Raw genomic sequence first — 12,473 nt, forward strand, 5'->3', positions numbered from 1 at the left:
CGAGTAATCAGCCCTTCTTCGGCTGTCTTCGGTCGCGTTGCTGCCACCAGCCGAACAGGAACAGGGCCATCGCGGCGACGAGGCCGATCAGCACCCACAGCACGACGGCCTGGTCGATCCACGAACCGTACGGCGGGCTGCCCGGCAGGATGTTGCGCAGCGGGACGATCGCGAACAGCATCGCGCCGTACCAGGTGGTCATCGGCGGCAAGAACGACGTCTTGCCCAGCGCCACCGGGATGGCCACCCACAGCGCCAGCACGGGCAGGGCGATCAGGACCAGGCAGATGCCGATGTCGAAGATCAGCGGGCCCCGGGCCCGTTTCAACGTGATGGTCACGTTGTCCTTCACGTCCGGGTTGGAATCCTCGGGGTCGTGGACGCGGGTGACGGTGGCGTCCCACCCGTCCAGCTTTCCGGTGACTTCGACGCGCGCGGGCGCCTTTTCGCGGCTCTGGCCGGTGCCGGTGAACACGTCGGCCGCGATCACCTGCGTCGTGTACGAGTCGAACGGCCAGTTACCCGGGTCGCCCTGCGCCTGGATGGTGGTGCTGACCTGCGCCGGCGCTTTTCCGACCGGGTACTGCAGGTCGCCCAGGTCGTTCTCCGGGTACAGGCGCACGGCGGCATCGGTGGTGAGCACGCCGTTGTTCTTGTCGTACAGCGAATCCTTCGGGTAGACAAGGACGTTCACCGTCAGGCGGTTGGCGACGGTGTCCAGCTTTTCCAGGCGCACCTGCACCACGCTGTCTTCGGCCTCGACCTTGCTCAGGTCCACCGAGGGCAGCGCCGGCGCCGATTGGGCCAGCAGGTGCACGGCGATCAGGGACAGGACGTAGATGACGATGACGGCCACGACGATCCCGAACGCGATGGCGATGCGCGGTCCGCGCGTGGCGGGCGGTGCCGGCGGCGGCGGCGGCGGCGAAGTCTCAGTGCTCATGGGGCATCACGGGGCGAGATGCTACCGCCCGCTTGCCTTGAAAACGGTCCTTTACGGAATGACGACAGCAAACTGCTGCATCGCCGTCGCCTTCGCCGCGTCGAAGCCGGGCGCACCGGCCGGGCCTCCCACATGGATCACCACCAGGAACGACCTCGTGTTCGTCCAGACGTGGGTGATGCGGTCGGCGAACGCCACCCCGCCGGGCCCCGCGACGGTGCCGCCCAGCAATTGGCTGCTGTAGCCGCAGAACTCCGCCGGCGCGACGCTCACCGCGACGCCCGGCCACCGGGCGCGCAGGTCTGCCGCGTAGCGCAGGAACGCCCCACCGGCGTCGAGGTCCGTCGGCGTGATCGTCACGCGCACCGACATGCCGGCAGGCCCGGGCGCCGTCAATGCCACGTCTCCGGAGCCGCGGGCCGGGTTCCAGCCGTCCGGCAACGGAAGCGTGATCACGGGCGCCACCGGATCCGGCACCGAGGCGACGGCCATGGTGCCACTGGCGGGTGGCGGCGGAAAGCACACCACGGCGTTGGGCGGAATGTGGTCGGGCAGCGTGATTTTGACCCCGGGCACCGGCTCTGCGGGGTCGGACAGCGTCGGCGCGGCGGACGTCGTCGAGGAAGCCGCACCGCTCGTCCGGACCGCGGTGCCGCCGGTGCTTCGCTCGCAACCGACGCCCGCCGCCAGGCAGAGCAGGACCGCCGCACCGGCGGCCAGATCAGTCGCGCGAAAACGCAAGCGCGAGTTCCCTTTCGACGTCCTGGTACGGCCGGTCCGACAGGTCGATGGTGACCTGGGCGATGGTGCCGCCGGTGAACGCGAACGGCGCCTTGTAGCGGCTCGACACCCCCGAACCGCCGTTGCGCCCGACCGTGATGCCCGCCCCCGCCAGGCCGAACGTTCCGGGATGGGTCGTCACCCCCGGCAGCGTGCCGACGGCCTCGTCGTCGACGAACAACGTGAGGTCGCCGAGCGGTGTGTGGCTGTTCTCGACCGTTCCGGTGCGCGCATAGCGCACGCCGAACAGGTGCCGCCCCAACGGAACCGGGCCCGACGACGAGACCAGCTGCTGGCGTTCACCCAGGAAGTTGTACACGTAATGCAGCCGTCCGTCCTGGATGAACAGGACGTGCCCGCCGTGGGCGCCGCCCTGCTTGAACAGCACGCCCTCGGCGCCGGTGGTGTCCACGGTCACGTCGGCCAGCACGACGAACGACCGGCCGCGCAGCTCGGCGGCCGCGCCGATGCCGACGTCGGCGCAGTCGGGATAGTAGGTGTAGTTCGACCGCTCGCCGACCAGGTAGGGCCGGAAGCGGGTCAGCGTCTCCATGATGTTCAGGTCCGCCAGCGGCAGCCCGTTGTACTTGGCCGCCTCCGAAAACCACAGCGCCTTCAGCTCTTCCAGCTTGTCGGGCCGCTCGGCGGCCAGGTCGTGGCACTGGCTGCGGTCGGCCTCGATGTGGAAGAGCTCCCAGCGATCGGCGTCGAAGTGCGACCAGCCGGCCGGTGTGGCGGCGTGGACGGTGTTGGCGAACCAGCCCTCATGCCAGATGCCGCGGGTGCCCAGCATGGTGTAGAACTGGGTCCTCTTTCCGGTGTCGGCGCCCGGATCGTCAAGGGCCGCCTTGAAACTCACGCCGTCGAGCGGTTTCTGAGCGATGCCCTTGACGGTCTCCGGCGGCGCGATGCCCAGCAGATCGAAGACTGTCGGCGTGATGTCGCAGACGTTGACGTAGGTGTCGCGGACCTCGCCGTGCGCTGCAATCCCGTGGGGCCACGACACGATTGCGGTGTCGGCGATGCCGCCTTCGTGCGACGCGTAGCGCTTGTACAGCTTGTAGGGCGTGTTGAAGGCCATCGCCCAGCCGATCGGGTAATGGTTGTAGGTCTCCGGGCCGCCGAGATGGTCGAAGAGCTTCATGCTCTCCTCGACCGTGTCGATGTAACCGTTGAAGAACTTGCCCTCGTTCACCGACCCGTTGGGGCCGCCCTCACCGCTGGCGCCGTTGTCGGAGATCACCACGATGATGGTGTCGTCCAGCTGGCCGGACTCCTCGAGGTAGTCCAGGATGCGGCCGATCTGGGCGTCCGTGTAGCTGAGGAACCCGGCGAACACCTCGGCCATCCGGGAAAACAGCCTCTTCTCTTCGTCGGTCAGCGAGTCCCAGGGCCGCACCGTGTCCTGCAGCGGCCACGGCTCGCCGTTCGGCCCCTTGACGTCCGAGTACGGGTTGACCGGGGACAGTTCGGTGTCCGGCGGCACAATGCCCATCGACTTCTGCTTGTCCAGCACGATCTCGCGGTAGCGCTCGTAGCCCATGTCGAACCGGCCGGCGTAGCGGTCCGCCCACTCCTTGAAGACATGGTGCGGCGCATGCCCGGCGCCGGGGCACACGTAGCTGAACCACGGCTTGTCCGGCGCGATCACCTTGGCGTCCCGGATGAATTCGATGGTGCGGTCGGCGATGTCCTTGGACAGGTGGTAGCCGTCCTCCGGTGTCCCCGGCGGGCTGACGGGGTGGTTGTCGTAGACCAGGTCGGGATACCACTGGTCGGTCTCGCCGCCCATGAACCCGTAGAACCGCTCGAAGCCGCGCGAGGTGGGCCAGTGTCGTTTCGTCGCCGCCAGATTGGACTCTTCGAGCGGCGTCAGGTGCCACTTGCCGATGCAATACGTGTTGTAGCCGCGCTCGGCGAGCACCTCCGAGATCAGCGCGGTGTCGGCGGGGATCCGCCCGTTGCAGTTGGGGAACCCGTCGGTGAATTCCTCGATGGTGGCCATGCCGACCGTCGTCGCGTTGCGTCCGGTCAGCAACGACGCCCGGGTCGGCGAGCACAGCGCGGTGGTGTGAAATTGCGACAACCGCACGCCGCGCTCGGCGATGCGCGTCATCGCGGGCATCTCGACCAGGCCGCCGAAGCAGTCCCACGTCGCGATGCCGGTGTCGTCCCACACCAGATACAGGATGTTCGGCGAGTTCTCCGGCGCCGTCGGCGCCGCGTACGGCCCCCAGTCCGGCTCCGAATCGCGGATATCCAGCTCGATCTTGCCCTGAAATTCGGTCGACCCGGTCATGGTTGGCCTCACTGCCGTTGGTGGACGCCGCTACACGCGTGGCGTGGAGACTACACCGGGCAGGTGAGAGCCAGGTGAGAATTTCCGGCGCCCCGCCAGGCAGACGCAAAAGCCCCCGACACGCCGGGCGTGCGGGGGCGTTCGCGTTGCTCGAAGGCTACTTGGCCTTCTCCAGGATTTCGACCAGCCGCCAGCGCTTGGTCGCCGACATCGGGCGCGTCTCCATCAGCGAGACGCGGTCGCCGATCCCGGCGGTGCTGTCCTCGTCGTGCGCCTTGACCTTCTTGGTGGTGCGGATGATCTTGCCGTACAGCGGGTGGCGCATACGGTCTTCGAGCTCGACCACGATGGTCTTCTGCATCTTGTCGCTCACCACGTAGCCGATGCGCACCTTGCGCCGGCCACGGGACTTCGGGCTGGCCGGAGTGTGCTTGGGGCCCTTGTCCTTCGACTCGGCGCCCTGCGCGGCGGCGTTCTTGGGAGCGGCCTTTGCGGGGGCCTTCTTAGCTTCTGCCATCACGAATCCTTACCATCGGGCCCGGATGCGAGGCCCAGTTCTCGTTCGCGCAGCACCGTGTAGACGCGCGCGATTTCCTGACGCACCGTGCGGAGCCGGCGGTTGTTGGTGAGCTGTCCGGTCGCCATCTGGAAGCGCAGGTTGAACAGCTCCTCCTTGGATTCACGCACGCGCTCGGCGAGTTCTTCGTCGGTGAGCTCGCGCAGTTCGCCAGGCGAAATTCCCAGTGCCATCAGAACTGATCCTCTCGGGTCACGATGCGTGCCTTGATCGGCAGCTTGTGGATCGCGCGGGTGAGTGCCGCCCGGGCGACCTGCTCGTTGGGGTAGCTGAGCTCGAACAGCACGCGACCCGGCTTGACGTTGACGACCCACCACTCCGGCGAGCCCTTACCCGAACCCATCCGGGTCTCGGCGGGCTTCTTGGTCAGCGGGCGGTCGGGGAAGACGTTGATCCAGACCTTGCCGCCACGCTTGATGTGCCGGTTGATCGCGATACGGGCCGACTCGATCTGCCGGTTGGTGACGTAGGCGTGCTCGAGCGCCTGGATGCCGTAGTCACCGAAGTTCACCGCCGTGCCGCCGCTGGCGATGCCACGCTGGCGGGGGTGGTGCTGCTTGCGGTGCTTGACCTTGCGGGGAATCAACATGATTCAGCTCTCCGTGCTCTGTGGTTCTGCAGCGGGCGCGGCCTCGGCCGGGGCCGGCGGAGTGCTTGCAGTGCTTTCCTCGGCGCCCGCCGCGCGGCCGGCCTCGGTGCTGGTCGCCGTGGTGCCCGACGCGCCACTGCGCCGCGGCCGCGTGCCCGACGGGCGCTCGCGACGCGGACGGTCGGCGCCCGCGGGTGCGGCGGCGGCCAGTTCGCGCTTGCCGCCGACGATGTCGCCCTTGTAGATCCACACCTTCACGCCGATCCGGCCGAAGGTGGTCTTGGCCTCGTAGAGGCCGTAGTCGATGTCGGCGCGCAGGGTGTGCAACGGCACCCGGCCCTCGCGGTAGAACTCCGAGCGGCTCATCTCCGCGCCGCCGAGGCGGCCGGAGCACTGCACCCGGATGCCCTTGACGTTGGGCTGGCGCATCGCGGACTGAATGGCCTTGCGCATCGCCCGGCGGAACGCCACGCGGTTGCTCAGCTGCTCGGCGACGCCTTGGGCCACCAATTGTGCCTGCGACTCAGGGTTTTTGACCTCGAGGATGTTCAGCTGGACCTGCTTGCCGGTCAGCTTCTCCAGGTCAGCACGGATCCGGTCGGCCTCGGTGCCGCGACGGCCGATGACGATGCCGGGACGCGCGGTGTGGATGTCCACCCGGACCCGGTCGCGGGTGCGCTCGATCTCGACGTCGGCGATACCGGCGCGCTCCAGGCCCGTGGACAGCAGCCGGCGGATCGCGACGTCTTCCTTGACGTAGTCGGCGTACTGCTTGTCCGCATACCAGCGCGACTTCCAGTCCGTCGTGATGCCCAGCCGGAAGCCGTGCGGATTGATCTTCTGGCCCACTAGTCTGAGCCTCCCTTCGCGTCAGAAGCCTCAGAAGCCTCAGAAGCCTTGGCCGGGGCCTTCTTTGCCGGGGCCTTCTTCGCGGCCGGCGCTTTCTTGGCGGGTGCCTTCTTGGCGGGTGCCTTCTTGGCGGGCGCCTTCGCCGCGGCCTTGCTGGCCTCGGCGCGACGGGCCCGAGTCGACTTCACCGACCCGGCGTCCTTGGCCGGCCGGCTTTCCACCACGACCGTGATGTGACTGGTGCGCCTGCGGATCCGGAAGGCGCGGCCCTGGGCGCGCGGACGGATGCGCTTCGCGGTCGGGCCTTCGTCGGCGTAGACGGTGGCCACCACCAGGGTCGCCGGGTCCAGGCCGTTGTTGTTCTGCGCGTTGGCCGCCGCGCTGGCGATCACCTTCGCGACCGGCTCGCTGGCCGCCTGGGGCGCCCAGCGCAGGATGTCCAGCGCGTCCTCCACGGACCTGCCGCGGACCAGGTCGATCACCCGGCGCGCCTTTCTCGGCGACACGCGCACGAACCGCGCCTTGGCGACCGCGGACGGAAACTCAGTTGTGGTCATCGCCGTTTGGCCTTCCGATCATCCTTGATGTGCCCCTTGAAGGTGCGCGTCGGGGCGAACTCGCCGAGCTTGTGGCCCACCATCGCCTCGGTGACGAACACGGGCACGTGCTTGCGTCCGTCGTGCACCGCAAAGGTGTGGCCGATGAAGTCCGGAATGATCGTCGACCGGCGCGACCAGGTCTTGATGACCTGCTTGGTGTTCTTCTCGTTCTGTACGTCGACCTTCTTGAGCAGATGGTCGTCGACGAACGGCCCCTTCTTCAGGCTGCGTGGCATGGGTGGCTGCTCCTACCGCGAATGCTTCTTGCCGGTACGCCGGCGTCGGACGATGAGCTTGTTGCTCTGCTTGTTCGGGTGGCGGGTGCGACCCTCGGGCTTGCCCCACGGGCTGACCGGGTGGCGGCCACCGGAGGTCTTGCCCTCACCACCGCCGTGCGGGTGGTCCACCGGGTTCATGACCACACCGCGGACCGACGGGCGCTTGCCCTTCCACCGCATGCGACCGGCCTTGCCCCAGTTGATGTTCGCCTGCTCGGCGTTGCCCACCTCGCCGACGGTGGCGCGGCAGCGCACGTCGACGCGGCGGATTTCACCGCTGGGCATCCGCAGCGAGGCGTAGCTGCCCTCCTTGCCGAGCAACTGGATGCTCGACCCGGCCGATCGCGCGAGCTTCGCGCCGCCGCCCGGCCGCAGCTCCACGGCGTGCACCAGGGTGCCGGCCGGGATGTTGCGCAGCGGCAGGTTGTTGCCCGGCTTGATGTCGGCGTTGGCGCCGGACTCCACCACGTCGCCCTGCGAGAGGCCAAGCGGCGCAATGATGTAGCGCTTCTCGCCGTCCAAGTAGTGCAGCAACGCGATGTTGGCGGTGCGGTTCGGGTCGTATTCGATGTGCGCGACCTTGGCGTTGACGCCGTCCTTGTCGTTGCGGCGGAAGTCGATCACCCGGTAGGCGCGCTTGTGCCCACCGCCCTTGTGCCGGGTGGTGATCCGGCCGTGCGCGTTGCGCCCGCCGTGACCGTGCAGCGGACGGACCAGCGACTTCTCCGGCTCCGAGCGGGTGATCTCCGCGAAATCGGAGACGCTGGCGCCGCGGCGACCCGGGGTCGTCGGCTTGTACTTACGAATTGCCATGTCTGATCAGCTCTTTCTAGCTCGGTGCGCCGAAGAGGTCGATCGGCTTGCTGCCCGGCGCCAGGGTGACGATGGCGCGCTTGGTGCTCTTGCGCTGGCCATATCCGGTGCGGGTGCGCTTGCGCTTGCCCTGTCGATTCGCGGTGTTCACCGACGCGACCTTGACGGAGAAGATCTTCTCGACAGCGATCTTGATCTGCGTCTTGTTCGAGTCGGGGTGCACCACGAAGGTGTAGACGTTCTCATCGAGGAGCCCGTAGGACTTCTCGGAGATGACCGGCGCGAGGATGATGTCGCGGGGGTCAGCGATGGTCGCCATCAGGCCGAAACCTCCTCGGCAGAACTAGTGTTGGCCGCGATGTAGGCGTTGAGCGCCTCGACGCTGAACACCACGTCATCGGAGCGCAGCACGTCGTAGGTGTTGAGCTGGTCGGGCGCCAGCACGTGCACGCCCGGCAGGTTGCGCACGCTCTTCGCGCCGGTCTCGTCGGTGCGCCCGATGACGAGCAGCACCTGCTTGCGGTCGGTCAGCGTGCCCAGAAATGCCTTGGCGCTCTTGGTCGACGGGGTCTGGCCCGAGACCAACTCCGTGATGGCGTGGATGCGCCCGTTGCGCGCCCGGTCGGACAGCGCCCCACGCAGCGCCGCGGCGATCATCTTCTTGGGCGTGCGCTGGCTGTAGTCGCGCGGCTTGGGACCGTGCACCACACCACCACCGGTGAACTGCGGCGCCCGCGTCGAACCCTGCCGGGCGCGGCCGGTGCCCTTCTGCCGGTACGGCTTGCGCCCGCCGCCGCTGACCTCGCCGCGGGTCTTGGTCGAGTGCGTGCCCTGGCGGGCGGCCGCCCGCTGGGCGGTGACCACCTGGTGCATCAGCGCGATGTTGGCCTCGACGTCAAACAATTCGGCGGGCAGCTCGATGGAGCCGTCGACCTTGCCGTCGGGCGTCTTCACGTCAATCTTCTGCGCTGCCATTACTTCTCACCTCGTTTGATCGCGCTGCGCACCATCACGAGTCCACCGGTGCGGCCGGGGACCGCACCTTTGATGAGCAGCACGCCGTTCTCGGGATCGACCTTGTGCACCACCAGGTTCTGCACGGTCACCCGGTCGTTGCCCATCCGGCCGGCCATCCGGGTGCCCTTGAACACCCGCGCCGGGGTGGCGCAGCCACCGATGGAGCCCGGCCGGCGGTGCACCGCCTGGGCGCCGTGGCTGGCGCCCTGACCGCGGAAGCCGTGCCGCTTCATGGTTCCGGCGAAGCCCTTGCCCTTGGAGGTGCCCGTCACGTCGACATAGGCGCCGTCGGCGAAGATCTCCGCCGTCAGCTCCTGGCCGACCTCGTATTCGGCGGCGGCGTCCGGGTTGTCCAGACGCAGCTCGGCCAGGTACCGGCGCGGGTTGACGCCCGCCGCGGTGTACTGACCGGTCACCGGCTTGTTGACCTTGCGCGGGCTGATCTCGCCGTACGCCAGCTGCACGGCGCTGTAGCCGTCGCGCTCCGGCGTGCGGATGCGGGTCACCACGTTGGGGCCGGCTTTGACCACCGTCACGGGCACAACCCTGTTGTTCTCGTCGAACACCTGCGTCATGCCCAGCTTGGTGCCCAGAATGCCTTTTCTTGCCATGAGTCCTGGAGCTCCTACTGGATGTTGACGTCGACGCTGGCCGGCAGATCGATGCGCATCAGCGCGTCGACGGTCTTCGGCGTCGGATCGAGGATGTCAATCAACCGCTTGTGCGTACGCATCTCGAAGTGCTCCCGCGAGTCCTTGTACTTGTGCGGAGAGCGGATGACGCAATACACGTTCTTCTCGGTCGGCAGCGGCACCGGACCCACGACGCTGGCACCCGTGCGGACGACGGTCTCGACGATCTTGCGCGCCGATGCGTCGATAGCCTCATGGTCGTAGGCCTTAAGCCTGATGCGGATCTTCTGTCCCGCCACGCTTTCCCTACCCTTACTTCTCTTGAAGCCCGGCAACCGGGCTTACGTCCATGTCTCAGTGCCCCCCAGCGCGCGAATCGGCCGCCCAGTCGTTGGGCCGGTCGAGCGTCGCGCCGGATACTGCGCCGCTGTTTACCTGTCGTGGTCCACCGGCCCCCGCGGTCGGGCGTGTCACCCTTACGCAGCCTCTTTCGCGGCCAAAATAGGTCGCGTTCCAAGGATGGGACCGGACGCGCCCGTTTGGGCGCTGGTCGTATGCCCAGCCAGGGAGAACCTGGCGAAAGGCAACCTGAACAGTATGCCCTAGATCGGGGCGCGGACAAAATTCCGACGCCGGCGTCGACGCCTCAGGCGCCCGCCGATTCGGTACTCGCCGCCTTGGCCCTCTGCTGTGCGCGCTGAACATGCAGGAAACCGTCGACGGCGGCGTGCGCACACTCGCGATAGTCGAAGTTGGGCAGGGTGGACAGGCGGCCCAGCATCAGCGGGCCGATCAGCATGGCGATGGCCCGCGATCGGTCGACCTCTCCCAGCTCGGCGGCCGCCTCGGGACTGTCGAACACGGCGTCGAACGGCGCCGCGTACTGCTGGGCGATGCGTTCGCGCAACGAGGTGATCGAGCAGCTGTTGGCGGCGCGGGCGTCGCCCGGTTCCGGCAACTGTTCCAGATCGGGGCCCAGGGCCAGCCACGACATGGCGGTCAGCAGGGCGGGCGCCTGGGCCACGGCTTCGGCCTGAGCCAGGACCAACGCGACCAGCCGATCGCGCAGCGAACCCTCCGCCGGTGGCGTCGGCGATGGCGGAATCAGGCTGTTGAACGCCGCCGCCAGCAAATCATTTCCGCTCGGGAAGTGGCGATACAGGGTCGCCCTCGCTACGTTGGCGGTACGGGTGACCGCGTCGACCGTCACCGCGCTCGGGCCACCGGAACGCAGAAGCGCGGCAGCGGCTTCGAGCAATCGGGCCCGGGACCGCGCCGGCCGGGGATCGGTGCTTGCGCCGGTAATTGTGAGCCACCTCTCCGTTTGGGACCTTGATTATCGGCTACGTATGAGACTACCCGTCTCAAAACTTCTACGCCCCCGTTAGGAGGCGCTTCATATGGTCGAAACGCTGGTACAGCCTGATCAGCGTACTGACACAGCGCGCATCGGCGGAAGCCCACGCGCCCGAACCTGGACCCTGGCCGTCGCCTGCATGGGCGTCGGGCTGGTCGTCGCGTCGATGACGGCGCTCAACACCGCGCTGGGCGACCTCGCGGTGGCCACCTCCGCGACGCAGTCGCAGCTGAACTGGATCGTCGACGGGTACACGGTGGCCCTGGCGTGCCTGCTGCTGCCCGCCGGCGCGATCGGCGACCGCTACGGCCGGCGGGGCGCGCTGCTGGCCGGCCTGGTGATCTTCGCGCTCGGCTCCGTCGCCCCGGCGATGTTGCACACCCCGCTGCAGATCATCGCGGGCCGGGCGGTGGCCGGCGTGGGCGCGGCCTTCGTGATGCCGGCGACGCTGTCGCTGCTCACCGTGGCGTATCCGAAGGAAGACCGCGTCAAGGCCGTCGGCATCTGGGCCGGCACGGCCGGGTCCGGCGCGGTCCTCGGCATGCTCGGATCCGGTCTGCTGCTTGAGTTTTGGGACTGGCACGCGATCTTCTGGTCGCTGGGCGCCGCCGCTTTGGTGATCTTCGCGCTCGCGTGCACGGTGGCGTCGTCGCGCGACAGCGCCGCGCCGCGCATCGACAAGCCGGGCGCGGTGCTAATCGGGGCGGCGCTGGCGATCGGCGTCGCGGCGATCCTGGAGGCGCCCAACCGCGGCTGGAGCCATCCCCTGGTCTGGGGCGGGCTCGTCGCGGGGGCCGTGCTCGCCGCGGTGTTCGGCGTCGTCGAACTCCGGCGCCGGCAACCACTCCTGGACATGCGGCTGTTCGCCGACCCCAGCTTCGCCACCGGCGTGGCGTCGATCGTCGTGCTGTTCGGGGCGACGTTCGGCTTCTTTTACCTGGGCATGCAGTACGTGCAGCAGATCCTGGGCTATTCGCCGCTGATGACGGCGGTCGCGTTCACGCCGTTCATGGTTCCGCTTGCCATCTGCTCGGCGCTGTCGTTCTGGTACATGCCCAAGCTCGGTTTGCGGCTGGTGATCTTCGTGGGCACGGCGCTGATGGCGGTGGGCTTCATCAGCATGCACGTGCTCGGCCTGCACACGTCCTACCTGGAATTGGCCTGGCCGACGCTGATCCTGTCCACCGGCATCGGGTTCTGCACGGCCCCGACGACCTCGGCGATCATGGGCGCGGTCCCCGACGAAAAGCAGGGGGTCGCCTCCGCGGTGAACGACGCCTCGCGCGAGATGGGCGGGGCGTTGGGGATCGCCGTCGCCGGTTCGATCCTGGCCGGGCGCTACTCCCGGGAGCTCGCGCCGCAGCTGGCGCAGTACCCCGCGGGAGTCCGCGGACCGGCGACCGATTCGCTGGCCAAGGCCGTCGAAGTGGCGGACAGGCTCGGGCCGCAGGGGCGCCCACTGGCCGAGTTGAGCAAAACGGCTTTCATGACCTCCATGCACGCGTCGACGACGGCGCTCGCCGTCATCGTCGCCGTCGCCGCGGTCCTGATCGGGTTGTGGGCGCCCGGCCCCGACGGCCGCCAATTGGGCCCGGTGCGCCGGGCTGTCGCCCGGGCCAAGCCGGGGGCCGGGCGGCATGGGGTGGCCGCGCGCTGATCGCCAATGTCGCTGGCGGAGAACGGCGCCGGTCGACGGCGAGGCCGGTGACTCGGGCCCGCATCACCTGATTTTTCGTCCGG

Annotated in this window: 16 protein-coding genes; 1 reads left to right on the plus strand and 15 read right to left on the minus strand. The window is 68.4% G+C overall.

Annotated elements, in window-relative coordinates:
* Nucleotides 1–7: 7 nt before the first annotated feature.
* The 15 genes from AWB89_RS21255 to AWB89_RS21330 form a co-directional block, all read right to left on the minus strand.
* Entirely contained in the window at nt 8–943 is a 936-nt protein-coding gene (locus AWB89_RS21255) for a DUF4436 domain-containing protein (protein ID WP_085176333.1), read from the minus strand.
* Between the two features lie 51 nt (nt 944–994).
* Nucleotides 995–1,684 carry a hypothetical protein gene (locus tag AWB89_RS28060; RefSeq protein ID WP_241520557.1) on the minus strand — a complete coding sequence of 230 codons (690 nt, stop codon included), beginning with the start codon at nt 1,682–1,684 and terminating at the stop codon, nt 995–997.
* A complete protein-coding gene (locus tag AWB89_RS21265) occupies nt 1,665–4,022 on the minus strand; it encodes an arylsulfatase (RefSeq protein ID WP_085176335.1) in 2,358 nt (785 codons plus the stop codon). The genes AWB89_RS28060 and AWB89_RS21265 overlap by 20 nt, the downstream gene beginning before the upstream one ends.
* A 157-nt stretch (nt 4,023–4,179) precedes the next feature.
* Complete coding sequence (gene rpsQ, locus AWB89_RS21270; RefSeq protein WP_085176337.1) at nt 4,180–4,539, minus strand: 30S ribosomal protein S17; 360 nt, start codon at nt 4,537–4,539, stop codon at nt 4,180–4,182.
* Entirely contained in the window at nt 4,539–4,772 is a 234-nt protein-coding gene (gene rpmC, locus AWB89_RS21275) for a 50S ribosomal protein L29 (RefSeq protein ID WP_067873346.1), read from the minus strand. Before rpmC ends, rpsQ begins: the two co-directional genes overlap by 1 nt.
* Complete coding sequence (gene rplP, locus AWB89_RS21280; protein ID WP_066907369.1) at nt 4,772–5,188, minus strand: 50S ribosomal protein L16; 417 nt, start codon at nt 5,186–5,188, stop codon at nt 4,772–4,774. The genes rpmC and rplP overlap by 1 nt, the downstream gene beginning before the upstream one ends.
* 3 nt (nt 5,189–5,191) lie before the next feature.
* Entirely contained in the window at nt 5,192–6,037 is an 846-nt protein-coding gene (gene rpsC, locus AWB89_RS21285) for a 30S ribosomal protein S3 (RefSeq protein ID WP_085097036.1), read from the minus strand.
* Complete coding sequence (gene rplV / locus AWB89_RS21290) at nt 6,037–6,594, minus strand: 50S ribosomal protein L22 (RefSeq protein ID WP_085097039.1); 558 nt, start codon at nt 6,592–6,594, stop codon at nt 6,037–6,039. Before rplV ends, rpsC begins: the two co-directional genes overlap by 1 nt.
* Nucleotides 6,591–6,872 carry a 30S ribosomal protein S19 gene (gene rpsS / locus AWB89_RS21295; protein ID WP_010908582.1) on the minus strand — a complete coding sequence of 94 codons (282 nt, stop codon included), beginning with the start codon at nt 6,870–6,872 and terminating at the stop codon, nt 6,591–6,593. Before rpsS ends, rplV begins: the two co-directional genes overlap by 4 nt.
* Before the next feature lie 12 nt (nt 6,873–6,884).
* Nucleotides 6,885–7,727 (minus strand): 50S ribosomal protein L2, encoded by an 843-nt coding sequence (rplB, locus tag AWB89_RS21300; RefSeq protein WP_085097042.1) that lies wholly within the window; start codon nt 7,725–7,727, stop codon nt 6,885–6,887.
* A 16-nt stretch (nt 7,728–7,743) separates the two neighbouring features.
* Nucleotides 7,744–8,046, minus strand: coding sequence for a 50S ribosomal protein L23 (rplW, locus tag AWB89_RS21305; protein ID WP_085097045.1), 303 nt, complete (start codon nt 8,044–8,046; stop codon nt 7,744–7,746).
* On the minus strand, nt 8,046–8,702 hold the full coding sequence (gene rplD, locus AWB89_RS21310; RefSeq protein WP_085097048.1) for a 50S ribosomal protein L4: 657 nt from the start codon (nt 8,700–8,702) through the stop codon (nt 8,046–8,048). The genes rplW and rplD overlap by 1 nt, the downstream gene beginning before the upstream one ends.
* On the minus strand, nt 8,702–9,355 hold the full coding sequence (rplC, locus tag AWB89_RS21315; RefSeq protein ID WP_085097051.1) for a 50S ribosomal protein L3: 654 nt from the start codon (nt 9,353–9,355) through the stop codon (nt 8,702–8,704). Before rplC ends, rplD begins: the two co-directional genes overlap by 1 nt.
* Before the next feature lie 14 nt (nt 9,356–9,369).
* A complete protein-coding gene (rpsJ, locus tag AWB89_RS21320) occupies nt 9,370–9,675 on the minus strand; it encodes a 30S ribosomal protein S10 (RefSeq protein WP_003873519.1) in 306 nt (101 codons plus the stop codon).
* Between the two features lie 347 nt (nt 9,676–10,022).
* Complete coding sequence (locus AWB89_RS21330; RefSeq protein WP_263993446.1) at nt 10,023–10,634, minus strand: TetR/AcrR family transcriptional regulator; 612 nt, start codon at nt 10,632–10,634, stop codon at nt 10,023–10,025.
* Between the two features lie 238 nt (nt 10,635–10,872).
* On the opposite strand from AWB89_RS21330, the gene AWB89_RS21335 reads away from it, so the two are divergent.
* Entirely contained in the window at nt 10,873–12,390 is a 1,518-nt protein-coding gene (locus AWB89_RS21335) for an MFS transporter (protein WP_241520559.1), read from the plus strand.
* Nucleotides 12,391–12,473: the final 83 nt, after the last annotated feature.

The sequence above is a fragment of the Mycobacterium paraense genome, assembly GCF_002101815.1.
Lineage (GTDB): Bacteria > Actinomycetota > Actinomycetes > Mycobacteriales > Mycobacteriaceae > Mycobacterium > Mycobacterium paraense.